At 66.2% G+C, this 23,665-nt stretch carries 22 protein-coding genes and 2 pseudogenes; 10 read left to right on the top strand and 14 right to left on the bottom strand.

Going from position 1 to position 23,665, the window contains the following annotated elements:
• Window positions 1–15 precede the first annotated feature (15 nt).
• From VXM69_RS03110 to VXM69_RS03085, 6 genes are all read right to left on the bottom strand, one after another.
• Window positions 16–2,685 carry a GH92 family glycosyl hydrolase gene (locus VXM69_RS03110; protein ID WP_367188973.1) on the bottom strand — a complete coding sequence of 890 codons (2,670 nt, stop codon included), beginning with the start codon at window positions 2,683–2,685 and terminating at the stop codon, window positions 16–18.
• Between the two features lie 67 nt (window positions 2,686–2,752).
• A complete protein-coding gene (locus VXM69_RS03105; RefSeq protein ID WP_367188972.1) occupies window positions 2,753–5,191 on the bottom strand; it encodes a GH92 family glycosyl hydrolase in 2,439 nt (812 codons plus the stop codon).
• Between the two features lie 353 nt (window positions 5,192–5,544).
• The gene (locus VXM69_RS03100; protein WP_367188971.1) at window positions 5,545–6,591 is read right to left on the bottom strand and encodes a nucleotidyl transferase AbiEii/AbiGii toxin family protein; all 1,047 of its coding nucleotides are present in this window, start codon (window positions 6,589–6,591) and stop codon (window positions 5,545–5,547) included.
• Window positions 6,591–7,301 (bottom strand): DUF6088 family protein, encoded by a 711-nt coding sequence (locus VXM69_RS03095; protein WP_034188569.1) that lies wholly within the window; start codon window positions 7,299–7,301, stop codon window positions 6,591–6,593. Before VXM69_RS03095 ends, VXM69_RS03100 begins: the two co-directional genes overlap by 1 nt.
• 208 nt (window positions 7,302–7,509) lie before the next feature.
• Window positions 7,510–7,977, bottom strand: a complete 468-nt coding sequence (locus tag VXM69_RS03090) for a cupin domain-containing protein (RefSeq protein WP_034188570.1) — start codon at window positions 7,975–7,977, stop codon at window positions 7,510–7,512.
• Window positions 7,978–8,104: 127 nt separating this feature from the next.
• Window positions 8,105–9,328: a Zn-dependent hydrolase gene (locus VXM69_RS03085; protein ID WP_367188970.1), complete on the bottom strand. Its 1,224-nt coding sequence runs from the start codon at window positions 9,326–9,328 to the stop codon at window positions 8,105–8,107.
• 144 nt (window positions 9,329–9,472) lie between these two features.
• Here VXM69_RS03085 and VXM69_RS03080 point away from each other — a divergent pair, with 144 nt between their 5' ends.
• The gene (locus tag VXM69_RS03080; protein ID WP_367188969.1) at window positions 9,473–10,390 is read left to right on the top strand and encodes a LysR substrate-binding domain-containing protein; all 918 of its coding nucleotides are present in this window, start codon (window positions 9,473–9,475) and stop codon (window positions 10,388–10,390) included.
• Window positions 10,391–10,393: 3 nt separating this feature from the next.
• Here the strand turns inward: VXM69_RS03080 and VXM69_RS03075 are convergent, their stop codons facing one another.
• Window positions 10,394–11,746: an aminotransferase class V-fold PLP-dependent enzyme gene (locus tag VXM69_RS03075; protein ID WP_049030126.1), complete on the bottom strand. Its 1,353-nt coding sequence runs from the start codon at window positions 11,744–11,746 to the stop codon at window positions 10,394–10,396.
• Window positions 11,747–11,777: 31 nt separating this feature from the next.
• The gene (locus VXM69_RS03070; RefSeq protein WP_049030128.1) at window positions 11,778–12,077 is read right to left on the bottom strand and encodes a helix-turn-helix domain-containing protein; all 300 of its coding nucleotides are present in this window, start codon (window positions 12,075–12,077) and stop codon (window positions 11,778–11,780) included.
• 344 nt (window positions 12,078–12,421) lie between these two features.
• On the opposite strand from VXM69_RS03070, the gene groES reads away from it, so the two are divergent.
• From groES to VXM69_RS03050, 4 genes are all read left to right on the top strand, one after another.
• Window positions 12,422–12,739 (top strand): co-chaperone GroES, encoded by a 318-nt coding sequence (groES, locus tag VXM69_RS03065; protein WP_034188621.1) that lies wholly within the window; start codon window positions 12,422–12,424, stop codon window positions 12,737–12,739.
• 81 nt (window positions 12,740–12,820) lie between these two features.
• Window positions 12,821–14,443 carry a chaperonin GroEL gene (gene groL / locus VXM69_RS03060; RefSeq protein ID WP_059560015.1) on the top strand — a complete coding sequence of 541 codons (1,623 nt, stop codon included), beginning with the start codon at window positions 12,821–12,823 and terminating at the stop codon, window positions 14,441–14,443.
• A gap of 107 nt (window positions 14,444–14,550) precedes the next feature.
• Entirely contained in the window at window positions 14,551–14,805 is a 255-nt protein-coding gene (locus VXM69_RS03055; RefSeq protein WP_034188622.1) for a hypothetical protein, read from the top strand.
• A 127-nt stretch (window positions 14,806–14,932) separates the two neighbouring features.
• Window positions 14,933–15,274: a hypothetical protein gene (locus VXM69_RS03050; RefSeq protein WP_034188576.1), complete on the top strand. Its 342-nt coding sequence runs from the start codon at window positions 14,933–14,935 to the stop codon at window positions 15,272–15,274.
• Between the two features lie 92 nt (window positions 15,275–15,366).
• Here VXM69_RS03050 and VXM69_RS03045 read toward each other — a convergent pair whose 3' ends face one another.
• The 3 genes from VXM69_RS03045 to VXM69_RS03035 form a co-directional block, all read right to left on the bottom strand.
• Complete coding sequence (locus VXM69_RS03045) at window positions 15,367–15,930, bottom strand: Hsp20/alpha crystallin family protein (RefSeq protein WP_034188577.1); 564 nt, start codon at window positions 15,928–15,930, stop codon at window positions 15,367–15,369.
• Between the two features lie 131 nt (window positions 15,931–16,061).
• Entirely contained in the window at window positions 16,062–16,469 is a 408-nt protein-coding gene (locus VXM69_RS03040) for an Hsp20/alpha crystallin family protein (protein WP_175901459.1), read from the bottom strand.
• Window positions 16,470–16,484: 15 nt separating this feature from the next.
• Window positions 16,485–16,925, bottom strand: a complete 441-nt coding sequence (locus VXM69_RS03035; protein ID WP_069704380.1) for an Hsp20/alpha crystallin family protein — start codon at window positions 16,923–16,925, stop codon at window positions 16,485–16,487.
• 249 nt (window positions 16,926–17,174) lie between these two features.
• On the opposite strand from VXM69_RS03035, the gene VXM69_RS03030 reads away from it, so the two are divergent.
• Window positions 17,175–17,597, top strand: coding sequence for a hypothetical protein (locus VXM69_RS03030; RefSeq protein WP_034188580.1), 423 nt, complete (start codon window positions 17,175–17,177; stop codon window positions 17,595–17,597).
• 45 nt (window positions 17,598–17,642) lie between these two features.
• Here the strand turns inward: VXM69_RS03030 and VXM69_RS03025 are convergent.
• Both VXM69_RS03025 and VXM69_RS03020 read right to left on the bottom strand, forming a co-directional pair.
• Window positions 17,643–17,978: pseudogene (locus tag VXM69_RS03025) on the bottom strand (class I SAM-dependent methyltransferase); the annotation flags it as partial.
• Between the two features lie 3 nt (window positions 17,979–17,981).
• Window positions 17,982–18,869 (bottom strand): LysR family transcriptional regulator, encoded by an 888-nt coding sequence (locus tag VXM69_RS03020; protein ID WP_034191147.1) that lies wholly within the window; start codon window positions 18,867–18,869, stop codon window positions 17,982–17,984.
• Window positions 18,870–18,995: 126 nt separating this feature from the next.
• Between VXM69_RS03020 and VXM69_RS03015 the strand changes: the two genes are divergently transcribed.
• Both VXM69_RS03015 and VXM69_RS03010 read left to right on the top strand, forming a co-directional pair.
• Window positions 18,996–20,033, top strand: a complete 1,038-nt coding sequence (locus tag VXM69_RS03015) for an aldo/keto reductase (protein ID WP_049031081.1) — start codon at window positions 18,996–18,998, stop codon at window positions 20,031–20,033.
• Window positions 20,034–20,239: 206 nt separating this feature from the next.
• Window positions 20,240–20,716, top strand: a complete 477-nt coding sequence (locus VXM69_RS03010) for a GNAT family N-acetyltransferase (RefSeq protein WP_034191145.1) — start codon at window positions 20,240–20,242, stop codon at window positions 20,714–20,716.
• Between the two features lie 186 nt (window positions 20,717–20,902).
• Here the strand turns inward: VXM69_RS03010 and VXM69_RS03005 are convergent, their stop codons facing one another.
• The gene (locus tag VXM69_RS03005) at window positions 20,903–21,628 is read right to left on the bottom strand and encodes a class I SAM-dependent methyltransferase (protein WP_059560115.1); all 726 of its coding nucleotides are present in this window, start codon (window positions 21,626–21,628) and stop codon (window positions 20,903–20,905) included.
• Window positions 21,629–21,818: 190 nt separating this feature from the next.
• Here VXM69_RS03005 and VXM69_RS03000 point away from each other — a divergent pair.
• Window positions 21,819–22,808: pseudogene (locus tag VXM69_RS03000) on the top strand (hypothetical protein).
• 222 nt (window positions 22,809–23,030) lie between these two features.
• Window positions 23,031–23,624: a DUF4410 domain-containing protein gene (locus VXM69_RS02995; RefSeq protein WP_034189610.1), complete on the top strand. Its 594-nt coding sequence runs from the start codon at window positions 23,031–23,033 to the stop codon at window positions 23,622–23,624.
• Window positions 23,625–23,665: the final 41 nt, after the last annotated feature.

The raw sequence follows: 23,665 nt of genomic DNA, 5'->3' as shown, positions 1-23,665 counted from the left end.
CGCCGCCGCGCGCGGCTACTGCACGCCGGTCGTATGGCCGGCCGCCACCAGCGACGGCGCGAGCGCGCTGTTCGGGTCCTGGCCGTTCCACTGGCCGACCCACGTATCGTTCGGCGTCGAGCCCATCACGAAGTCGAGCGTGCCGCCGGCCTTCATCTCGTCATAGGTGATGTACGGCCGGTGCAGCGGCGTGCCGTTCAGGCTGACCGACTGCACGTAGCGATTCACCGACGACGGCGCGCCGCCGCTCGCCGTATGCGCGGTCACCTTGAAGCGCCGCGTCGCACCGAACCTCAACGCCCCGCCCGCCGCGCTTGCCGACGCGACCGGGATATCGATCGTCGCTTCCTCGAACAGCGGCGTGCCGAAGTAGAACACGCCGCCGACCGGATTCAGCGAATAGATGCCGAGCGCGGACAGCACGTACCACGCGGACAACTGGCCGCAATCGTCGTTGCCGGGAATCGCCGCATCGCGCACGCGCCGCGGATCGTTCAGCGCGGCCTTCAGGCTGTCGCCGCTCAGCAACGCGCGATCGCCGGCCGTCAGCGTCAGCGAGTACATGTCGTCCATCACCGTGCGCACGCGGTCCTGGGTCTTCGACGGCATGCCCGCGACGGCGTACAGGTACGGCAGGTGGTTCGCCGGTTCGTTGCCCGCGAAGAACTGGCCGCTGCGGCCGGTCAGGTCCGGAAAGCCCTGGTTGTACTGGAAGGTCAGCGGGTTGGCCGGATCGAACGTGCGGTCGAGCTGCGCGATGAACTGGCGCTTGCCGCCGAGCAGCGCGACGAGGCCGGGGAAGTCGTGGAAGATGTTCCATGTATCGACCCACGCATTCGATTCGGAGAAGTCCGTCTTCTCGGCGGCGGTCGGATCGAAGCCGGCGACCCAGTTGCCTTGCGCATCCTTCGGCTGCGAGAACGTCCAGCCGTTGTTCGGCACCGCGTTGAACACGTTCCGGTAGTTCCGGCTGCGTTGCAGGTACGGCCGGTAGTCGGCCGCACGCTTGCCGGCCGCCTTGCCGACCGCGGCCGTCGCCCAGTCGTCGAACGCATAGTCCTGCGTCGTCGACACCGACGCGTTGTCGCCCGCGAACACATAGCCGCTTTGACGATACTGATCGAAGCCGTGCGCGCTCGCGCCCTGCGTGGTCGTCAGCGCGGTCCAGATGTCGTCGATGCCCGCGCTCGTCAGGTGCTTCAGGTACGCATCCGCGATCATCGGAATCGACGGGTGGCCGGCCATCGTGAAGGTTTCCGTTTGCGCCAGCGGCCACACCGGCAGCTCGCCCTTGCCGTTCTGCCGGAACTGCGTGAGCAGCGACTTCACCCAGCCGTCGACGCGCTCGGGCTGCACGAGCGTCATCAACGGCGATTCGGCGCGGAAGGTATCCCACAGCGAGAACGTCGACGAATAGTCGAAGCCCGGGTTCGCATGCTTGCTCGTGGTCGGCGGCGACGTCGTGCCGTCGTTGGTCGAATCCATGCCGACGTAGCTGCCGTCCGCGTTGTTGTAGACCGTCGGTGCGAGCATCGTGCGGTACAGCGACGTGTAGAACATCGTCCGCTGGTCGGCCGTGCCGCCCTTGATCCGGATGCGGTCGAGCGCGGCGTGCCACGCGCGCTCGGCCGCACCGCGCACCTGGTCAAACGACTGCGTGCCGACTTCCGCCGCGAGGTTGGCCTGCGCATCCGCGACGCTCGACGGCGAGATGCCGACCTTCACCGTGACCGCGCCGCCGTCGCTGCCGTCGGCGAACGTCAAGTAGGCCTTGAAGCCGTCCGTGCTGAACGCGACGTTCTTCGTATCGAACGGCCTCGAGAAGCGTGCGACGAAATACGTCGGCTTGTGGTTGGCCCAGTTGTTCGTGAACTGCCAGCCGGCGATCGTCCGCGCGTCGACGATCTGGATCCTGCCGCTCGCGGTCGACCCGCCGATCGGGTTGTCGATGCTCACGATCATGCTGCGCTTCTGCGTCGCCGCGCCCGGGAAATACGTATAGCGATGCACGCCCGCATGCGCGGTCGCCGTCATCTCCGCGAGGATCGTCGCGCCCTGCACGTTCCACGGCGTGTTGCCGCTGCCGACCGGCGCCATCTTCACGCGGTAGTAGCCGGGGCTCGCGGTTTCGTCGTCATGGCTGAACGACGCGTTGTAGGTGATCGACGGATCGGCGGCGACCTTCGCCAGGGTTGCCTTGTCGACCGGCGCGAGCGTCGGCAGGAACCGCACTTCGCCGCCCGAGCCGATGCCCGTGCCCGACAGGTGCGTGTGCGTGAAGCCGGTGACGAACGGATCGTCGTACTGGTAGCCCGACGTGCGATCCCAGTTCCACGGCAGCGTATGCGCGCCGCCCGTCGTGTCCGGCCCGAGCTGCACCATCCCGAACGGCACGGTCGCGCCCGGATACACGTGGCCGTGGCCGCGCACGCCGCTCGCCCAGTCCGCGTTGATGTCGAGATTCGCGGTGCCGATCATCGGATCGACGCTGCGCAGCACCGACCGCTTGCCCGCGCCGCCGTTCTCGCCCTGGTCGTTTTGATCGCCTTGGTCGGTTCGATCGTTCTGGTTGCGCTGCGGGTTCGACATCTGCGCCAACACGCTCGCATCCGTCGAACCCTGGTCGCCCCCGCACCCCGACAACACGGCAAGGCACCCGATACCCACCACATGACGTAGCTTCATCCGTTCGTCCCTCCCTCTCTCTTTGCGTCGATCCCGTTGGCAAGGACCGCTCGTTGATCGTCCAGCCTTACTGCGCGCCGGCCGCCTGCGGGAACGACGGCATCGCGGACGCATCGGTGCCCCACGTCGCGGCGTTCGCGTCGGCCGTCATCGAATACGACAGCGTCCCGCCCTGCGCGATATGTTCGAACGGCAGCCATGCTGTCGGGTAAGGTGCGCCGTTCAGCTTCAGCGACTTCACGTAGAACGACGCGCCGTCGCTGGAGCCCGCCCCCGGCGCGGCGATGCGCAGCAGACGGTAGCTGCCGTCCTGCTGCCCGACGCGCACCGTGATCTTCTCGAACTGCGGGCTCGACAGCGCGACGCCGCTCACGCCAGGCACGACCGGATAGAGACCGAGCGCGGCCCACACGTACCAGCCGGAGAGCGCGCCGAGATCGTCGTTGCCGGGCAACCCCGCCGCGCCGGTGCCGAACGCGTTCGCGAGCGACGCGTGCAGCACGCGCTGCGTATGCGACGGTGCGCCGGCCCACGCATAGACCCACGGCACGGCCATCGTCACTTCGTTGCCGACGTAGAAATACGGCTGCACGGTGCCGACGTTCAGGTGCGTGAAGAACGTGTCGAGCCGCTCGACGACCGGTGCGGCGCCGCCCGCCCGCGCGACCACGCCCGCGAGATCGTGCGGCACGTACCACGTGTATTGCTCCGCGTTGCCTTCCATGAAGCCGGAGCCGTCGGTGACCCACGCGCCGGCCGACGTCTTCGGCTGGATCGCCGTCCTGTCGAACAGGTTCCGCCAGTTGCCGCTCGACTTCAGCAGCGCGCCGGCCGTCGCCGTATCGCCGAGTGCCGTCGCGAAGCGCGACACCGCGAAATCGCGCACGGCGTATTCGAGCGTGTTCGACGCGGTCTGGTTGTCGCCGCTGCCCGACGCGGGCACGTAGCCGAGCCGGTCGTAGTCCGCTCGGCTGCCCATCATCGGTGTGCCGGCACACGCGGCGCCGGGCGCCGTGCTGCGCTTCATGATCGACAGCGCGGCCTGCGTATCGAAATTCGTCGCGCCGAATGCATACGCGTTCGCCGCGATGATCGATCCCGCATCGCCCGGCATCACGGCCGTTTCCGTATTGAAGTATGCCCAGCGCGGGAAGGCGCCGCAGGCCTTCGCGTCGAGCACGAGCGACTGCACGATGTCGCTGGTGCGCACCGGATCGAGCAGCGCCTGCAACTGGATGAACGAGCGGTCGATATCCCAGCCGGAGAAGTTCGCGTACATCGTGCGGCCCCGGTCGACCTGACGTGTCGACGCATCAGGCGCGCCGTTCGACGCATGGAAGTCCGGATACTGGCCGTTCACGTCGTTGAATACATTCGGATGCAGCGACGCGTGATACAGCGCGGTGTAGAACCTGGTCTTGTCGGCATCGCTGCCGCCGGTGACCTGGATCGCGTTCAGGCGGGCGTTCCAGGCGGCGCTCGCCGCGCGGCGCACCTTGTCGAAGTTCCAGCCTGCATGGCCGTGCATCGCGTTGCCGGGGTTTTCCGCGTCGAGGTTCGCCTTCGCGTTCGCTTCGCTGACGAACGAAATGCCGAGCTTCATCATCACGTCCGGTTGCTTGCGGTCGACATGGAACGTCAACGTCACGGGGCTGTCGTTCGACAACGCGGGCTTCGCCGCGAACGGCTGGCTGAACTCCGCGTAGTAGTAGACGGGCACCGCATGCCCGGCCCAGCAGAATCCGCCGCCCGCGATCGTGCCCGACAGCGCGCGGTCGCCGACCTGGCGGATCGTGTCGCGCGTCGTGCCCTGTGCACGGTTGTTCAGCACGGTCGGATCGATCGCGATCGTCGCCTGCTGGCCCCGCGCGAGTACCGGATACGTGAAGCGCGCGAAGCCGGTGCGCACCGTCGTCGTCAGTTCGGCCTTGATGCCGTTGCCGAGCGTTACGCCGTAGTAGCCGGCCTGCGCGGTTTCGTCCGCGTGGCTGAAGCTGGCCGGCGTGCCGGCATCGCCCGGTGCGAGCTGCGGCATCACGTTCAGGTAGCCGCCATTCGCCCAGCAGCCGGTGCCGCTCAGGTGCAGGATGCTGAATGCGTTGATCGACGTGTCGCCGTACCAGTAGCCGCCGGAGAAGCCGGAGCCGTCGCCCTTGCGGCTGTCGTATTGCGCGGTGGGCGTCATCGGGCTCCACTGCATCATCCCGAACGGGACCGTCGGCCCCGGGAACGTGCCGCCGCCGAGCCCCGAGCCGACCGGGTCGGCCGGCTGATCGGTCGCGTAGTCGGTGCCGATCAGCGGATCGACGTACTGGACGACGCGCATGTCGGCGTTTTTCTTCGATGCTTCGCTGCCGGTGCTGTCATCGTTTTCATTGCGTTGCCCATGCGCCGCGGCCGACAGATTCGACATCGCGACCGACGGCGAATCGCCGTCGCCGCCGCACGAAGCCAGCACAACGCACAGCGCCAGCAGCGCCGCTCGCCACCCCCAGTTCCTCGACATCGCCTGTCTCCGTTTCGTTCTTGAATCAAGCTGCTGGTTCGAACTACTGAGCTTTAGATCAGGAATCTTTTCGTGACTTGTCGCGTACGCGGTCAATCGGTCGAAACTGCCGGACGCATGTATTTATTGCCGCATTCTGGGTGCCCGAAAAGGACGCACCGGCATGTCGACATGCCGGCGCCCGGGAACGGACAACGCGCACAAGCGTGCCCAAATAAACGTGATTTCTCTACCCCGTGTTTTTACGAATTTTTATTTTGTTTATCTAAACAAATATGTTATCCAAGATTTACAGGATATTTAGAGCCGCTCGCGAATAACGACACGCAACCAGACTCAAGCCTGAATTCGCATCACGTGTCAGATCGGGCATTGATCGTTGCCTCCAGGCGCTCCACACTCGCCAACACGTCGGCTAACGAAGGTACCTCGTGGAATATCATTCCGGTCATGGCGGTATAGTCCCGTCGCAGAGCATCCAGCATCCCGGCGGACGGCATCAGCGTAAACGTACCGTGCCGAGCAATGTCCAGTCGCAAATCCGGACTACCGAAAAACAAACGGGCATGGCGAGCACAATCTTCGGCCAGTTCGATATTCCCTATCCATTTTGATGCTTCAGGACTACTGATCAGTTGGTGAACATCGTAATAGTGCCGGGAGACTCGCTGACCTCCGTGACGCAATTCCCCACGCTGCTCGAACCATTGCCGTATTCCATGCAGGATCACGACTTTGTCCCAGAAAGTTCGCTCGGGCTGCACGGTCGTCACGTTCATCACACGTAAATCAAGATGCGGAAGATCGTCCGCGACGTAGGGCTTGATGATCGCCATCGTGTGCGGGTCCAGCGCTGATTTTGCGCCGGACTCGATCTTGACCGCGGAACGGATGTACTCGCCTTGTCGAACCGTCGCCGCGGGATACCAGAAAAGCAGACTTTGCCCATCCGCATCGTCGAAGTCGGACTGCAACGTAAAACCCTGAGAGACGAGCCGTGTAGCGCAGGCATGCAACCCTGCGTGGAAGTCCCCTTGAATGAAGGTCCGGCATGCATTACGTATCGCATCGAGCCGGTGGCGACGCTGCTTTCCGCTCAGTGCCTCAAGATCCGTCGGCTCGACAGGCTGCCCGAGATCACCCCGAAACACCGTAATGTCGATGTCTTCCGAAAAGCGGGAAATCAACCCGAACCCCTTGGACAAGGACGTGCCGCCCTTGAACAGGAGACGGGGGCCGCCCGCAGGCAGCCCGTTGAACAGCGCATCCAGAACCCAACATACCCAGAAGTCTTTCTCGACGTTCTGCACCGTCGTGCCAAGGCGCGTCGCCGTGCCGACGAACAAATCGCGACGATCCACGTCACTGGCTGCGATGATTTCCCGAAATGCTTCGTTCATCAAGCACCCCTACCCGCACCCGGCAACACTGTTTTGCCATCCGACACTTCGGAGATTCGCTGCAAGGGCAAATCGGCGAGCCGCTGAGCGAAAATGGGAATGTCACGCAGGAATTCCTGCATCCATGTCGGCAAATGTGAAAATCCCAACGCGAGGTCAGCGGAAATCACGTGTCCGTATTTCGGGTCCGCAAGGATCGCCCCGAGCCGGCCACGCACCCTGTCCCCGTCTACCGGCAGGGTGTCCTTGAGCCAATGGAGCGCCTGTACGACACGCATCGCGGGTCGACCTGCCCAATAAAGGCGACTGGGAGCTGTCTGCTTGAAATCGATGCGCAATTCGCCCAGTTGAACGGCACGTCGGCGCGCGTCGGTGTGAATGGTCACGCGCGCAGGCACCCCGTCCGTCAGCCCGAGGTCATTAGCCGCCGTCATGCCGTCGACCAGCAGACGCAACTGATCGCGACGGGCAATTGCATCGAGCACGGCACGATAATCGGGAGCCGTCGGCCGCTTGGTCAGCGGATTGAGGGACGGGAGGTCGTATAGCCCCCGGTCGATGCGACGCAGGGTTCCACTGGCGACCAGACGTTGTAACGTCTTGTCTATCACGTCGCGCGAGCCAAGATGCGCAAAGTCGGTCGGCACCCAGACAGTGCCTGGGTCCGCCGCGCGAACGAGCGTGAAGATGCGGGTACTGATATCCGACATGCGAATTCTCCTTGTCCGAAATTTGTATACTTTTTCCAGACAAATATCAACCGCGACGTGTCCGAAAAAATGCTGCAAATTTCGGACAAATCTCCTCTTCGAGGAGCGAGTGGTCGGACGGCGGGAAGCGGGAAAATCGACTACACGGATGTCAGTGCCTGCCGGTTGCACGAGCCCTAGCATGGGGCAATCAGGCTCGGGAACCGAATCAGCGTTGCTTCGGCAGATCGACGTAATCCTCGAGTTCCCCGGCGATATAAAGCCGCTTGCCAATTCGCGGGTATTCGCAGACGTCGTGTTCGAGCCGCTGCCCGCCGACGAGCAGTTCCAGCGGCGCATCGCCGGTGTTCTGCACCGTATGCGCTTCGCCGCCGCGCGGGAAGCCGATGAAATCGCCCGGCCCGATTTCACTGGCGCGTTCGCCGATCGTGACCGAACCCGTGCCGGCCAGCACGTAGACGAACTCCTCTTCGTACAGATGACGGTGATATTCGGCCGATTCGTGACCGGGCATCAGCGTGAGCAGGTGAACACCGAATTGCGTCAGGCCGGTCAGGTCGCTGAGTTGTCGCTTGAGACGAACGGCATTGGGATTCAGCGAATGCACCGCGCGCGTCGGTTCCATCTTCTCGATATCGGCGGCCTTCAGCAGTTCCCGGGGAAAGGGAGTCGACATGGGGATCTCGCAAGCGTGAATGCGTCAGTTGAATGCGGCGCCGGCGCGGCGCGCGCAGCGGTCATTGTCCGACATTTTCACGCTTGCAAGGCGCGTCAGGCCGCCCCTGCGACGCGGCCAACCTGGGCTAACGCGCGCAATCGGCCAGCAGGTTCGCCAGCACGGACGCCCCTTGCGCGAGGTGCACCGGATCGGCGTCTTCCGCTTCGTTGTGGCTCAGGCCGGCCTTGCACGGCACGAACACCATCGCGGACGGCGCGACGTACGACAGGTTCACCGCGTCGTGCCCCGCGCCGCTGCACATCTCCAGGTACGGATAGCCGGCGGCGGCGGCGGCCCGCCGCACGCGTGCGACGCATTCCGCATCGAACACCACCGGCTCGTATTCGGCGATGGTCTGCACTTCCACCGTCGTACCGCGCAGCGCGGTGCGCCGCAAGCAGATCGCTTCGATGTCGGCGACGAGCTGCTGCAACGCCGGCCGCGACGGGTGACGCACGTCGACGCTGAAGCGGACCTTGCCCGGTATCGTGCTCGGAGAATTCGGCTGGCACGCGACATGGCCGACCGTCACGCGCGCATCGGCGTCGAATGCGTGGCCGTGCTCGACGATCGCGGCGATCATCGCGGCCGCCGCGCCCATCGCGTCGCGGCGCACGCTCATCGGCGTCGTGCCTGCATGCGATTCGAAGCCGCTCACCGTGACGTCGAGTTCGTAGATGCCCTGCACGCCCGTCACGACGCCGATCGGCAAGCCGGCCTGCTCCAGCACCGGCCCTTGTTTGATATGCGCTTCGAAATACGCGTTGGGCATCTGCCGCTCGCGCGCGGGGCCGGCGAAGCCGGTGCGTTCGAGTTCGTCGCGCAGCAGCACGCCCGTCTGCATGCACGGGCGGGCCAGCGCGTAGTCGAGATCCAGCGAGCCGGCATAAACGGCCGAGCCCATCATGCCCGGCGTGAAGCGCGAACCCTCTTCGTTGGTCCACGCGACGACGTCGATCGGATGCCGCGTTTCGATACCGTGCTCGTTCAGCGTGCGGATCGCTTCGAGGCCCGCCAGCACGCCGTAGACACCGTCGAAGCGCCCGCCGAGCGGCTGCGTGTCGAGATGGCTGCCGCACATCACGGCCGGCAGGTCGGGCTGCGTGCCGGGCCGGCGCGCGAACACGTTGCCGATCGGATCGATGCGGACCTCGCAGCCGGCTGCCTCGCACCATGCGATGAAGCGGCGCCGACCCCGCGCGTCGTCGTCGGTCAGCGCGAGCCGGCAGCTCCCGCCGTGCGCGGTCGCGCCGATCGTCGCCATCTCCATCAGCGAATCCCACAGCCGTTGCTGGTTAACGAGAATCATCGCGACCGCTCCTGAAAAGCCCCGAGCATATACACTCGACCCAATAAGAAAAATCCAAGATTTCGTTGTGGACGATAACTTTTCCTTGTCACCCGGGGTTCCACCCGACACCCTGCGCCTTCCCCGCAACCGGATCGATCGGTCATGAAGCTCAAGCAACTCGATGCGTTTCTCGCGGTCGCCGAGCATCGCACCATTCGCGGCGCGGCGCGCGCGCTCGGCGTCACGCAACCGGCCATCAGCAGCATCGTGCGCGAGCTCGAACAGGCGCTGGGCGTGCCGCTCGTCGTGCGCAGCGTGAAAGGGATCGAACTGACCGATTACGGCAGCGCGTTCGCGATTCGCGCGCGGCTGATCGTCGAGGAGATCCAGCGCACGCGCGACGAGATCGAGCAGTTGCGGCTAGGCACGACCGGCTCGGTGTCGATCGCGGTCAGTCCGACCGTCGCGTTGACGATCCTGCCGCGCGCGTTCGCCGCATTCACGCGCGACCTGCCCGACGCGACACTGAACGTCGACGACGCGCTCACCGCGACGGATCTCGCGCGGCTGCGCGACGGTTCGCTCGATTTCATCGTCACGCATCAATTGTCGAACGCGATGCCGGACCCCGACGCGTTCGCGAGCATTCCGTTGTTCCGGACCGCGTTCGCGGTCGTCGCGAGAAACCGGCATCGGCTCGCGCGCGCCCGCTCGCTGCGCGAGCTCGTCGATGCGCACTGGTGCGTGCCGCGCTACGGCGAAGGCGGGGACGATCTGGTGCGCTCGATCTTCACGCCGTTCGGCCTCGACGTGCCGAAGCGGGTGGTTCACTGCCCGTCGTTTGCCGCGACGCTCGGGCTCGTGTCGCAGACGGATGCGCTCGGCGTGTTCGCGCGGCCGCTCGCGGACGTCGAACGCAAGTCGCGCGGAATCGTCACGCTGGATCTCGCCGAGCCGATGCCCGCGTTGACGGTTGCGATCGTGATGCGGCGGCATGCATGGCTGACACCGGCCGCGCTACACCTCATCGAATGCCTGAAAGTTGCATCCGCAACCATCCCGGCCACGGCCGACGCGTGACGCTCAGCGCACGTGCACGCCGCGCAGCTCCGTCAGCAATGCGACGAGCCGGTCGATGTGCGCATCTTCCGTGCGCCACGACGACACGCTGATCCGGAACGCCGGCCGCCCCTGCCACACGGTCGCGCCGAACCATACGTCGCCCGAGGCCTGCGCGGCGTCGAGGACCGCCGCGGTTTCCGCGTCGGTGCCGGCGCGCACGAGCACCTGGTTCAGCACGACGCGGTTCAACACGTCGTAGCCGGCCGCCCGCAGCCCGTCCGCGACCCGCGCCGCCTGCGCGCAATGCCGTTCGACCATCGTGGCCACGCCGGCGCGGCCGAGCGCACGCAGCGCGGCCCAGACGGGGATGCCGCGCGCACGCCGCGAAAATTCGAGGTTCAGGTTCTTCTGCGCATCGTGCGCGCCGCTCAGGTAGACGGCGTCGCTGTTCATCGCGGTGGCAAGCGCGGCCGGGTCGCGGCAGATCACCATCGCGCCGTCGTACGGCGTGTTGAGCCACTTGTGGCCGTCGGTCGTCCAGCTGTCCGCGCCGTCGATGCCGTCGGTCAGCGCGCGCTTCGCCGACGCGCGCGCCCACAGGCCGAACGCGCCGTCCACGTGTACCCAGGCGCCGGCCGCCTTCGCGGGCGGAATCAGCGCCGCGAACGGATCGAATTCGCCGGTGTTCACTTCGCCGGCCTGCACGCAGAGGATCGTCATGTCGTCGAGCGGCGGCAACTGCGCGGGGTCGATGCGGCCGTGCGCATCGACCGGCGCGACGACGATGCGCTTCATCCCGAAACCGAGCACGCGCAGCGCCTTCTTCACCGTGATGTGCGCGAGCGCGGAGATCACGACCTTCACTTCCGGCGCGCCGATCAGGCCGTCCTCGTCGATGTCCCAGCCCTTGCGCGCGAGCAATGCGCGCCGCGCGGCCACCAGCGCGACGAGCGTGCAGGCCGTTGCGCTCGTGCCGAAGCCGACCGCGCTGCCTTCGGGCAACGCGAGCACGTCGACGACCCAGCGCGCGGCCTGCCGTTCGAGCGTCGCGGCCACCGGCGAATTCGCATACGACGACGCGCACTGGTCCCACGCAAGCATCAATCGTTCGGCCGCGGCGGCAGCCGGCAGCGTCGCGCCGATCACGAAGCCGAAGTAGTTCGGGCCGTTCGATGCGACCGTCGCGGGCGTGCCGCGCTCGTCGAGCAGGCGCAGCACGTCGTCGGCCGGGCGGCCCGTATCGGGCAGCGGTTCGTCGAAAGCGGCGAGGCCGGCCAGCGCGGCCGCGTCGGGAAACGCGCGCCGGTCGGCGGTTGCAGCCAGATACGCGTGCGCGCGCCGGTCGGCGTCGGCCAGCAGTGCGAGTTCGTCCATGTCGGTTGCCTCGGTGGGAATCAGCGGTGCGTCAGAGTTGCGAGAGATCGTGGCCGAGCTGCTGGAGCGCGCCGTCGATCCGCTTGTAGTACGTGAACTTGCCGACACGCGTGGCCCGCACGAGCCCGGCATCCGCGAGGATGCGCATGTGGCGCGTGGTCGTGGCCGGCGCGATGCCGAGCTTCTCGGTGATGTACGTGCAGCACACGCCGAGCGCGTCGATATCGCCGTGCGGCTGCGGCGGGAAATGCTCGCGCGGCTGCTTGAGCCAGCGCAGCACGGCCAGACGGCTTTCGTTGGCCAGGGCGCTGATGCGGGTGACGTCGTCCATGAGATGCGGTTTCGTTTGACGTTTTGAATATTAGCTAAATGACGAAACGTGGGCAAGGGGGCGAACGGCGATGTCGGCGGGCGATGTCGTTCGCCGTTCAGGGGCACCGCCATGCGACGCGATCGCGCCTCATATGCCCTCGGCCCGGTTCCTCACCTCCTGCCATCGCCACGAAACAATTTGTTACAAACAGCCGTTTTCACCCCCTCTTGAAGCGCGCGACGGGCGCCTCTATTTCGCAATCCGCCAGACATTGGCTCGGCTGCATGGCGGCGTTCCACGCGCCCCGCTACCCGCAGCCGGATTCCCTTATTGGTGATCCTTTAATCGCTCAGGAGATGGAAATGCAGATTCGTCCCCTCTACGACCGGGTTATCGTCAAGCGAATCGAAACGCAGCGGACGACGGCTTCGGGCATCGTGATACCCGATTCGGCGGCGGAAAAACCGGAACAAGGCGAAATCGTCGCAGTCGGCAACGGCCGGCTGCTGCAGGACGGCACGCTGCGCGCGCTCCAGTTGAAAGTCGGCGACCAGGTGCTCTTCGGCAAATACGCGGGCCAGACCGTCAAGGTGGACGGCGAGGAACTGCTGGTCATGCGCGAAGAGGACGTCATGGGCGTACTCGAACCCGGCTCGCAAGCCGCCCGACAAGCGGCCTGACACCCGCTTCGACCGCGCCGCACCGGTGTTGGCCCGGTGTGCGCGGCATTCCGATCAACGACTTTTTCCGGAGCAATCAAAATGGCTGCAAAAGACGTGAAATTCAGCGACGGCGCGCGTAACCGCATCGTCAAGGGCGTGAACGTGCTGGCCGATGCGGTGAAGGTGACGCTCGGTCCGAAGGGCCGCAACGTGGTGATCGAGCGCAGCTTCGGCGCGCCCGTGATCACCAAGGACGGCGTGTCGGTCGCGAAGGAAATCGAGCTGAAGGAGCGCTTCGAGAACATGGGCGCGCAGATCGTCAAGCAGGTCGCGTCGAAAACCGCCGACGTGGCCGGCGACGGCACGACGACCGCCACCGTGCTCGCGCAGGCCATCGTGCAGGAAGGCATGAAGCATGTCGCGGCCGGCCTGAATCCGATGGACCTGAAGCGCGGCATCGACAAGGCCGTCGGTGCGGTGCTCGACGAGCTGCGCACGCTGTCGAGGCCGATCTCGACCCACAAGGAAATCGCGCAGGTCGGCGCCATTTCCGCGAACGCGGACGAGGCGATCGGCAAGATCATCGCCGACGCGATGGAGAAGGTCGGCAAGGAAGGCGTGATCACGGTCGAGGACGGCAAGTCGCTCGACAACGAGCTCGACGTGGTCGAAGGCATGCAGTTCGATCGCGGCTATGTCAGCCCGTACTTCATCAACGATCCGGACAAGCAGGCCGCCTATCTCGACGACGCGCTGATCCTGCTGCACGACAAGAAAATCTCGAGCATTCGCGATCTGCTGCCGATTCTCGAGGCCGCCTCGAAGGCCGGCAAGCCGCTGCTGATCGTCGCGGAAGATGTCGAGGCCGAAGCGCTCGCGACGCTCGTCGTGAATGCGATGCGCGGCATCCTGAAGGTCGCCGCCGTCAAGGCGCCGGGCTTCGGCGACCGGCGCAAGGCCATGCTCGAGGACATCGCGATCCTGACCGGCGCGACGGTCATCTCCGACGAAACCGGCAAGCAGCTCGACAAGGCCACGCTCGACGATCTCGGCCGCGCGAAGCGCGTCGAGGTGCGCAAGGACGACACGATCATCATCGACGGCGCGGGCGACGCGGCGCGCATCGATGCGCGCGTGAAGTCGATCCGCGTGCAGATCGACGAAGCGACGAGCGACTACGATCGCGAGAAGCTGCAGGAGCGCGTGGCGAAGCTCGCGGGTGGCGTCGCCGTGATCAAGGTCGGCGCGGTCACCGAAGTCGAAATGAAGGAAAAGAAGGACCGTGTCGACGATGCGCTGCATGCGACGCGCGCGGCGGTCGAAGAAGGGATCGTGCCTGGCGGCGGGGTCGCGCTGCTGCGCGCACGCGCGGCGCTGTCGGACCTCAAGGGCGCGAACGCCGATCAGGATGCCGGCATCCGGATCGTGCTGCGCGCGCTCGAGGCACCGCTGCGCGTGATCGTGTCGAATGCGGGCGACGAGCCGTCGGTCGTGATCGCGAAGGTGCTCGAGGGCAAGGGCAACTTCGGCTACAACGCGGCGACCGGCGAGTACGGCGATCTCGTCGAGGCAGGCGTGGTCGACCCGACCAAGGTCACGCGTACGGCGCTGCAGAACGCCGCGTCGATCGCGGGGCTGATCCTGACGACGGACGCAACGGTCGCCGACGCCCCGAAGGACGAAAAGCCGGTGCAGGCCGCCGCACCGGAACTCGAGTACTGACCCGGCAGCGGGTCGTGCACGCGCCGGCCAACAGTCGCGGCCGGCGCCATTCGTTCGGCGCCGCACGCTGCCATTCACGCGGCGCCGCTTTTTTTCCGGCGACCGACATGAAACTCGAACTCTGCATCGACTCGAAACGGCTCGACATCGAACTCGACGACGTCGTGGCCGGACTGCTGGCCGCCCGGCTGAACCTGCCCGCGGGCACGGACAACCGGGACGCGCTCGCGCGCTATCTCGGCAAACAGGGCGAGCCCTGGAGCCTCGACGAAGAGCACATGCGCAGGCGCATCCTTCGCCGCCTGATTCTGGATATCGCCGACCCGGCGCTGGTCATCCGGCATCTCATGGCCGGCGAATGAACTCGACCGGCCCATCGGGCCGGAGCCGAGGCTGCGGCGTCACAGGCGCGCGCCTCGATCGTCCTGCCATCCCGCTGAATCGGACATCACCATGCCCAGCGAACCTCGTTCGTCCGTCCGCTCGTCGATGGGGCTGCCTGCCGGCGTGCTCGGGCGGGACTACCTGACGTTCTTGCAACTGGCAGTCGATGACGCGCTTCTCGGCAACGCGTCAAGCGACGTCGAAGCGCTGGAAGAAGCGAAAACCGCGATCCGGCTGGGCGCCATGCGCGCGGCACGGCCGGCGATGAAAGTGTTCTTCGACGGCTGCCGGTTCTGGCTCGCCAGTCACTTTCACCGCTACGAGGCGGCCCGTCGGCTCGGTGCCCGTCATCAGGAATTCTGGTGCGAGATCGCACCGGGGCCGAAGGACGATGCCGTGAGACATGCGTCGAGCGTCGCCGGCTTCACGCCCGTGCGTCACTCCTGACCGGCGGACAAAAACCGGCCGCGCCGCGGCCTGCGCCAACCGCCCGGTGCGCCCGGTATCCGGCCGCCGCCCCGGCACGTTGCCGGTCTGGCCTAGTGGATCTCGATCGTGCGACTCAGGGTCCGCGCCGGCTCGGATTTCGGCACGGTCAGCGTCAGCACACCGTTGTCGAACTTCGCCAAGGTACGGTCGGGGTCGGCGTTTTCCGGCATCGGGATCGTGCGCACGAAGCTTCCATGGGCACGCTCCAGCCGGTAACAGCCGTTTTCCTCGCTGCGCACGTCCTGCTTTTTCTCTCCGCGCAGCACGATCGCGCCGTCCTCGACGCTCACCTTCAGATCCTCGCGCGCCATTCCGGGCAGTTCGGCGGTCACGCGAAGCACCGGTCCTTCATCGACGACGTCGATGCGCGGCTGGAAGCGCGACGAACTGAAGTCGCCGAACCATCGTTCGAGCGCGCCACGGCCGGCGAACGGGTCATGAAGGAACGTCTCCACGACACGCCACGGCTCCCGCGAGAGCAGTCGCGGAATGTCGGGCCACGAGGCCTGCCACGGTTCACTCGTTTGCGGGTTTTCCGGGCCGTCCCCGTCGGACTTGCGGGCCGCGCCGCGCAGGAACTTGAACGGGTTCCATTTTTTCGGATCGGTATTCATGGCGTCCTCCGATGATGTCCTTTCCCGGGATTGCCGCGTGACAGCGGACGCCGGTGCCCCCTGCGTCCGGTTCGCGACGGGCGGCCGCACGGTCGCGGCCGCCCAGGCTCCCGATTTACCGTTGCCGAAGGTCAACCGGTCTTGACTTCGATGCGCCGCGGGCGCGCCTCGTCGCGACGTGGGAGGGTCAGTTTCAACACGCCGTCCCGGAGGCTCGCCTCGATCTTCGACGTGTCGAAGTCCGGCGACAGCGTGAACGTCCGCGCGAAGTGCGGCTCCCGGACCTCCGCATGCTGCAGGCGCAGTTGGGCGGGCGTCGGCACCGCCGCCTCGGCCTCGATCGAGAGGCTGCCGTCGTGAACCTTGATGTCCAGCTTGTCCTTCGTCACGCCGGGCAGATCCGCCCACAGGGTGATGCCCTGACTGTCCTCGTATATGTCGACGGCCGGCGTGAGGGTGATCCGGCGCGCGGGCTGCTCCGTGCCGCGACGCGTGACGGCGGACGGGTCGCGTTCAGCCAGTTGGGTCGTGTCGTTCATGATCGCCTCCTTGCGTTACTGGACAGAGATGGCGCGCGGCCTCGACGACTCGCGCTTGCCGACGCTGATCGACAGGCAGCCGTTGTCGTAGCGCGCCTGGACCTTGTCGGGATCGGCCGTGTCGGGCAACTCGATGACGCGCCGAAAGGTGCCGGCAAAGCGCTCCTGCGCATAGGTACGCGTCTCGCTTCCCGTGTCGGGTTGGGTCGACCGCCGCTCGCCGCTGATGATCAGCAGTCCCTTGTCGATCGACACATCGAGTTCGTTGGCATCGATTCCCGGCGCGAATGCGACGATCTCGATCGACTCGTCGGTCGCGCCGATGTTGATCTGCGGAAACGTGCCGGACCGGCCGGCGCGGATGCTGGACGGGAAGCCGCCGAAGCGTTGCGCCATCTGCTGCTGCAGGCGGTCCAACTCGCTGAAGAAGTCGGTTCCGAAGTAAAGATCGCTCATGATCGTATCCTCCTCGAGTGCAGCCGGGAGGCGAACGGGCCTACGCGCTCCAGTTCGCCTGCCGGACTGCCTGCAAACAAATCGAAACACGCAGCGCGCGGGATGAGGTCACTCGCGCGTCTGCCTAAGCGAAAATCAAGATAGGCACTCCGCGGAAAATTTCAAGCCGGGCCGGCGGATTTTCGCACTTGAAATTCCGGTGCTGGAACCTATCATCGCAGCGACCCGGAACTGCATGCGGAGAACGTCATGGAATTCGACACGGACTGGCTCACGCTGGGCAGGCATCGCGTCCGGCTGCGCTCGACGAAAGGCTTTCCGACCGAAACGATGCGCACCGTGACCGAGGTCGTCCGGCTCGCGATCGACCACAACATGAGCGCGCGGGCGCGGCTCGTCGAAGTCGTCTGCCGGCAGGAGCGGACCTACGACGTGCTGGTCGGCACGACGATGGCGGAGGACCAGGTTTGTGCACCGCAACTTGAAGCGGCGGTGGCGGTCGTGCTGGGCCTGCTGCCCGAGCAGATCAACATCACGGTCACCCCCGTCACGCAAAAGGAGGTCGACCTGCACTTCGGCGTGTACGAGCGGATGCTGTCGGAGAAGCTGAGTACGACGCCACCGATCCGCGGACCGGCCGGTCCGCCGCCCGAAAACAGCCTGGCCGGATGACGGGAAGGCCGTTGCGCCGGGTGTGCCACGTCGGACGTTCACCCCGACCGGCCGCGCCTTGATCCACCGAAACAGCGGCATACGCGCCCATTGCCTCAGTTGATCCGTATCGGCGTGATCGGGCTGCGGCCCCGCGAAGCCGCCGCGATCGCGGAACGGATGCACGAGCGAGATGAACAGCAGCCCGTCCGGCTTCAGCACGCGGCGCGCCTCGTGCAACGCGCGCTGCATGTCGTCGAGGTCCATCAGCACGTTGTACGCCATCACGAGATCGAAGCCGGCATCGTCGAACGGCAGCGCCGCCGCGTCGGCCAGTTGATAGCGATGCGCGGAATCGGCATGACGCGCGGCGTCGAGCATCGCGGGCACCGCGTCGCTCGCGTGTCACGTCGTCGCCAGCGCCTGCGCCAGCCTGTCGATCAACGCACGCACGCGCCTCGGCTGCGCGGCGCTGCCCGGATAGACGATCTGCAGATCGACGTCGCCCGGCGAGAACGCACCGAGCACCTCGACCAGTGCGCCGGACGCCAGATCCTGTTCGACGTCGACCAGCGACTTCAGCGCAACGCCATGCCCCGCGATGCACCACGCGCGCACGAGCGCGCCGTCGTTGGCCACGCGGCGGCCACGCACCATCACGCGCTTCGGTTCGCCATCGATGCTGAACGGCCATTCGGCATACAGGTCCGGCCCGAAGCGCATCACGATGCAGTCGTGAGCGGCGAGCTCGTCCGGATGCACCGGCGTGCCGTGCGCGGCGAGATACGCAGGCGACGCGCACACCACGCGCCGCGCGCGGCCGAGCAAACGGCTGCGCAGCGAACTGTCCGCAAGCGTGCCGCGGCGGATCGCGAAATCGAGCCCCTGGCCGACGAGATCGACGTAGCCGTCGCCGAGATGCAGGTCGACCGTCACGCCTGGATGCTCGGCCAGAAACGCATCGACGACCGGCACCACGCGCTCGCGCCCGAGATCGGCCGGCGCACTCAGCCGCACGGGCCCCGACAACGTCTGCACGCCGAGCCGCACGCGGCTTTCGAGTTCGTCGGCCTCGGCCAGCAGGCGCCGCGCGCCGTCGACGAGCGTGCGGCCCTCGTCGGTCAGGCTGATCGCGCGCGTCGTGCGCGTGAGCAACGCCGCGCCGTAGTGGCGCTCGAGCGCCGTCAGCCGCTCGGACACCGTGGCCGGCGACAGGCCGACCTCGCGACCCGCCGCGGCCAGCCCGCCCTTCTCCACGATGCGCAGGAACAGCGCGAGGTTGTCGAGCAGCATTGTTCGCCTCTTCCGAAGGATATTTTCGCTATCTTCAGGATTATCAGGAAAAGTCGCAAACGGTACATTGAGTGGCCGACGATCGACATGCGGCCCCGCTCGCTCACCCGACCAAAGGAAACGCAGATGGAATACCGTACGCTCGGCCGTTCCGGCCTCAAGGTTCCCGTCCTGAGCTTCGGCGCAGGCACCTTCGGCGGCACCGGCCCGCTGTTCGGCGCATGGGGCAACACGGGCGTCGATGAAGCGCGCCGCCTCGTCGACATTTGCCTCGAAGCCGGCGTCAACCTGTTCGACACGGCCGACGTGTATTCGGACGGCGCGTCCGAGCGCGTGCTCGGCGCGGCGATCAAGGGGCGTCGCGACCAGGTGCTGATCTCGACGAAAACGGGCTTGCCGACCGGCGACGGTCCGAACGATGCAGGCACGTCGCGCGCGCGGCTCGTGCGCGCCGTCGACGACGCACTGCGCCGCCTCGACACCGACTACATCGACCTGCTGCAGCTGCACGCATTCGATGCGGGCACGCCGGTCGAGGAAGTGATGTCGACGCTCGACGATCTCGTGCGCGCGGGCAAGCTGCGCTACATCGGCGTCTCGAACTTCGCCGGCTGGCAGATCATGAAATCGCTCGCAGCGGCCGATCGGCACGGCTGGTCGCGCTATGTCGCCAACCAGGTCTACTACTCGCTCGTCGGCCGCGACTACGAATGGGACCTGATGCCGCTCGGCGCCGACCAGGGCCTCGGCGCACTCGTGTGGAGCCCGCTCGGCTGGGGCCGGCTCACCGGCAGGATCCGCCGCAACGCGCCCCTGCCCGAAGGCAGCCGCCTGCATGAAACGGCCAGCTACGGGCCGCCGGTCGACGACGCACGCCTGTACGACGTGGTCGATGCACTCGACGCGATCGCGGAGGAAACCGGCAAGACGGTGCCGCAGATCGCGCTGAACTGGCTGCTGCAGCGGCCGACCGTGTCGTCGGTGATCGTCGGCGCGCGCAACGAGGAACAGTTGCGGCAGAACCTCGGCGCGGTCGGCTGGGCGCTGACCGATGCGCAGGTCGCGAAGCTCGATGCGGCGAGTGCTGTCGAAGCGCCTTATCCGTACTTCCCGTATCGCCGGCAGGCGGCGTTCGCGCGGTTGAACCCGCCGCTGCGCGGGTAAGCCTCCGCGCCGTACCCGTCCGCGCATCCCGAACGTGTTGCCGGGTCGTCATGATCCTGTTGCGCCGCTGCTTGCGGGTTGGCCGTGGCACCATGAAATGCCGCCGGCCTGGGCCTACCCATGGTGCCGTGAACTTCCTATCGTAGAGACCTGCGACGCGTCGGCCGGATCGGCCGCGCGCCGTTCTCATCGAAAGGCCCGCCAACATGAATGCCAACGACACCGGACTGACCGTACGCGCGGTCACGGAAGACGACTACGACCAGTGGCTGCCGCTGTGGGACGGCTATAACCGCTTCTACGGCCGTTTCGACGACACGGCCCTGCCGATGCGCATCACGCAGCTCACGTGGTCGCGCTTCTTCGACGCCTACGAACCGATGCATGCGCTCGTCGCCGAGCGCGCAGGCCGGCTCGTCGGGCTCGTGCATTTCCTGTATCACCGCAGCACGACGCTGGCCGGACCGACCTGCTACCTGCAGGACCTGTTCACGCTCGACAGCGAGCGCGGCCAGGGCGTCGGCCGCGCGCTGATCGAGGCCGTGTACGACACCGCGCGTGCGCATCGCGCCGAACGCGTGTACTGGCAAACGCACGAGACGAATCACACGGCGATGCGGCTGTACGACACCGTCGCGGAAAAGCCGGGGGCCGTGCTCTACCGGAAGGAGTTGTCGCGCTGAAAGGGATGAAAACAGGTGTCGGAATGCTGGCCGTCTCACGTCGACAAGCCACAGTAGCCCAGGGGATACGAGATCCGTCATTCCATCGGTTTCTGCATCCCCACGGCTACCCGTTCAACGCGTCAATTCATGTTCTCATCCGGACCGGCGAACCCATCGTCGTCGCCCGACCTTGACCGCCCGCGCTCACCCCACCGGCCGCGCCTTGATCCACAAAAACAGCGGCACGCGCGCCCATTGCTTCAGTTGATCCGTATCGGCGTGATCGGGCGGCGGCTCGCGTAGCGACACGATCGCGAGCCCCGCCGCTTCCAGCGCTTCCATGTACGCCTGCAGCGGCAGCGACCAGCCCGCGAAGTGCATCGACAACCCGTCGCGCGTTTCCACGCCGTCGAAATGCGCGCGCCCGAAATAGCTGCCCTTCAGCACGAACGGCGCGTCGGGCTGCGGCCCCGCGAAGCCGCCGCGATCGCGAAACGGATGCACGAGCGAGATGAACAGCAGCCCGTCCGGCTTCAGCACGCGGCGCGCCTCGTGCAACGCGCGCTGCATGTCGTCGAGGTCCATCAGCACGTTGTACGCCATCACGAGATCGAAGCTGGCATCGTCGAACGGCAGCGCCGCCGCGTCGGCCAGTTGATAGCGATGCGCGGAATCGGCATGACGCGCGGCGTCGAGCATCGCGGGCACCGCGTCGCTCGCGGTCACGTCGTAGCCGAGCGCCTTCAGCTCGCGGCTCACGCGGCCCTCGCCGCAGCCGATCTCCAGGGCGGTGCCGGTGCCGCGGCCGATGTAGGCCGCAAGCCCGGCGCGGTATTTCCAGAATGCGTCGTGGCCCGGCTTGCCGGCCCAGCCGATCCATTGGTCGGCCACCTGCGTCCAGTGTTCGGTGATGGCTTTCGTGTTCGTCATGTCCGCTTCCGCCCGGTATTCGTCGTTGCCCAGGATGCGCATGGTAAGCCGAAGCGGCGAACGGCGCGGGCGGATTGGCCATCCGGCCGGTTTCCGTTTCCGGCCGCGACGTCCTACAGTTACGGGAAACAACCCGTGCCGCCGCGCATCGCCCCGTTCGACGATGCGCACCCGATTCCGAGGAAAATCCATGCCGAGCATCCTGGCCGCCCCCGCCGATCTCCCGCCGAGCGCCGTCGCGGCGGAAACGCGCATGGTGCACGACGTCGCGACGCTGAAGCCGTCCGACTACCGTGCGGCGGACGGCGCGTCGTGGGTCATCTCGACCATCACGCCGGCAAAGGACAGCGGGCAGAACGTCACCGGCACGACGGTTTTCGACACCGCGAAAGGCCGCACCGTCCCGGTGCCCGACGCGCGCCGCCGCTACGCGAATCGCGGCACGTGGCAGGTCGTCGCGAGTTCGAGCCCCGCCGTGCCGGCGACGGGCCATTACGACTGGCTGACGCTCGCGTGACTGCCGATCAACCGGCGGCCGCTGCCGCAAACGCCCGAGCACCTGTATTCGCCGTTCATTCACGGCGGCACGATCGTGTACCGGTGGAATCCGGCGGCGGAAGGCGGTGAGCAATTCGGCAACGTCAGGATGATCTTTCCGGCATGGACGCAGCAGGTGGCCGACGCGCTGCGATCTGCACCGGCAGCCGCGCCCGCCAGCGTGCCTGCGCTCGATCGGCTGAATGCGGACCGCAATCCGATGACCGCCGTGCTCGACTTCGGCGATGCGCTGCGCGACGAACCGGTCGAGCGGATCGTCGCACGGCTGCCGGCGTTGCTGCAGGTCAAGGACCTGCATGAACTGTCGGCGCTCGTGTTCCTGTGCCTGTCCGGGTCGCGCGCCGAAGACCGGCCGCGTCTCGTCGAAAGGATCGACGCAGCCATCGCGGGCACCGATGACCCGGCACGCCTGCTGGCAATCGCGTACGGGACGTTCGCCGCGGGGCGGGCGCAACCGGTACCGTTTGGCGACCCGGCGCGGATCGCACTCATCAACGACGTATTCGGCGCGCTGAAACGGCGGACGTCGGCACTCGGCGTACCGGTTACGGAAGGGTCGCCGTGGTACGAGTTCTTCACCGCGTATCGGCTAGGCGAATCGGCATCCCGCAACGGCCAGTAATCGCTCGTCAATAGACGACCTCGCAAACGCAATGGCGAATCCCCATCGCCGTTCACCACTCACCGTGCATTGTCCCGGCCATTCATTGGCGTACTCACACCGCGACGAATAAACACCGATTCGATTTTCGATCTATTCGTCGAATTGAATCCGGTCGCCCCGTGTTAAATTCCCGCCCGGCCATAGAGCCAATTCAAATAACCCAAATCAAAAGACCAAATCATGAAATCTCTTTTCCGCCACGCCGCGCTGGCATTCGTGACGATCGGCTTCCTGTCGGGCTGCGCCAGCAGCGTGACACGCGACGCCAGCGATCCGGCCGGGGCCGCCGTGACCGCATCGACGACGAAATTCGGCACGAAACCCGTGATCGTGAAGGTCACGCTCGACAATGCCGCGCAGGAAGCGTTGAAAGACAACCTGAAGTTCGACGCGAAGAAACTGCAGGAAAAAATCGAAAGCGCGCTGGATGCACGCAAGCTGCTGGCAAAGGCGGATTCGACCGATGCCATGCATCTGAACGTCGAAGTCAACAGTATTCGCGTGCGCTCGAGTTTCTCCGCCGTCATGTTCGGTTTCATGGCCGGCAACGATCACGTCGACGGCACCGTGACGCTGCTCGACGCCGACAACCACCCGATCGACCGTTTCAAGGTGTCGGCATCGTATGCACTCGGCGGCATCGCCGGCGGGATGGACGACACGCGCATGAACTGGCTGTACGAGAAGTTCACCGAGAAGACGCTGACCACGCTCGAACCGGCGGCCGGCGCGCAGCAGGCTGACGCGGCACCGGCTGCTTCGAAGAAGCTGTAAGACTCGACGCTCGACGGGCCGCGGATGCGCGGCGCGTCGAG

The sequence above is a fragment of the Burkholderia sp. Ed8 genome (assembly GCF_040761425.1).
GTDB classification, from domain to species: Bacteria; Pseudomonadota; Gammaproteobacteria; order Burkholderiales; family Burkholderiaceae; genus Burkholderia; species Burkholderia seminalis.
This window is presented reverse-complemented; position numbering and strand designations above follow the sequence as displayed.

Excerpts from the sequence above, each read along its gene's own strand:
- VXM69_RS03045 (WP_034188577.1), bottom strand. The coding sequence starts at position 15,930 with ATGAATACCGATCCGAAAAAATGGAACCCGTTCAAGTTCCTGCGCGGC.
- VXM69_RS03010 (WP_034191145.1), top strand. The coding sequence starts at position 20,240 with ATGAATGCCAACGACACCGGACTGACCGTACGCGCGGTCACGGAAGAC.
- VXM69_RS03075 (WP_049030126.1), bottom strand. The coding sequence starts at position 11,746 with ATGGACGAACTCGCACTGCTGGCCGACGCCGACCGGCGCGCGCACGCG.
- VXM69_RS03040 (WP_175901459.1), bottom strand. The coding sequence starts at position 16,469 with ATGAACGACACGACCCAACTGGCTGAACGCGACCCGTCCGCCGTCACG.
- VXM69_RS03030 (WP_034188580.1), top strand. The coding sequence starts at position 17,175 with ATGGAATTCGACACGGACTGGCTCACGCTGGGCAGGCATCGCGTCCGG.
- VXM69_RS03090 (WP_034188570.1), bottom strand. The coding sequence starts at position 7,977 with ATGTCGACTCCCTTTCCCCGGGAACTGCTGAAGGCCGCCGATATCGAG.
- VXM69_RS03110 (WP_367188973.1), bottom strand. The coding sequence starts at position 2,685 with ATGAAGCTACGTCATGTGGTGGGTATCGGGTGCCTTGCCGTGTTGTCG.
- VXM69_RS03085 (WP_367188970.1), bottom strand. The coding sequence starts at position 9,328 with ATGATTCTCGTTAACCAGCAACGGCTGTGGGATTCGCTGATGGAGATG.
- VXM69_RS03015 (WP_049031081.1), top strand. The coding sequence starts at position 18,996 with ATGGAATACCGTACGCTCGGCCGTTCCGGCCTCAAGGTTCCCGTCCTG.
- VXM69_RS03100 (WP_367188971.1), bottom strand. The coding sequence starts at position 6,591 with ATGAACGAAGCATTTCGGGAAATCATCGCAGCCAGTGACGTGGATCGT.
- groL (WP_059560015.1), top strand. The coding sequence starts at position 12,821 with ATGGCTGCAAAAGACGTGAAATTCAGCGACGGCGCGCGTAACCGCATC.
- VXM69_RS03105 (WP_367188972.1), bottom strand. The coding sequence starts at position 5,191 with ATGTCGAGGAACTGGGGGTGGCGAGCGGCGCTGCTGGCGCTGTGCGTT.
- VXM69_RS03050 (WP_034188576.1), top strand. The coding sequence starts at position 14,933 with ATGGGGCTGCCTGCCGGCGTGCTCGGGCGGGACTACCTGACGTTCTTG.
- VXM69_RS03020 (WP_034191147.1), bottom strand. The coding sequence starts at position 18,869 with ATGCTGCTCGACAACCTCGCGCTGTTCCTGCGCATCGTGGAGAAGGGC.
- VXM69_RS02995 (WP_034189610.1), top strand. The coding sequence starts at position 23,031 with ATGAAATCTCTTTTCCGCCACGCCGCGCTGGCATTCGTGACGATCGGC.
- groES (WP_034188621.1), top strand. The coding sequence starts at position 12,422 with ATGCAGATTCGTCCCCTCTACGACCGGGTTATCGTCAAGCGAATCGAA.
- VXM69_RS03035 (WP_069704380.1), bottom strand. The coding sequence starts at position 16,925 with ATGAGCGATCTTTACTTCGGAACCGACTTCTTCAGCGAGTTGGACCGC.
- VXM69_RS03070 (WP_049030128.1), bottom strand. The coding sequence starts at position 12,077 with ATGGACGACGTCACCCGCATCAGCGCCCTGGCCAACGAAAGCCGTCTG.
- VXM69_RS03080 (WP_367188969.1), top strand. The coding sequence starts at position 9,473 with ATGAAGCTCAAGCAACTCGATGCGTTTCTCGCGGTCGCCGAGCATCGC.
- VXM69_RS03055 (WP_034188622.1), top strand. The coding sequence starts at position 14,551 with ATGAAACTCGAACTCTGCATCGACTCGAAACGGCTCGACATCGAACTC.
- VXM69_RS03005 (WP_059560115.1), bottom strand. The coding sequence starts at position 21,628 with ATGACGAACACGAAAGCCATCACCGAACACTGGACGCAGGTGGCCGAC.
- VXM69_RS03095 (WP_034188569.1), bottom strand. The coding sequence starts at position 7,301 with ATGTCGGATATCAGTACCCGCATCTTCACGCTCGTTCGCGCGGCGGAC.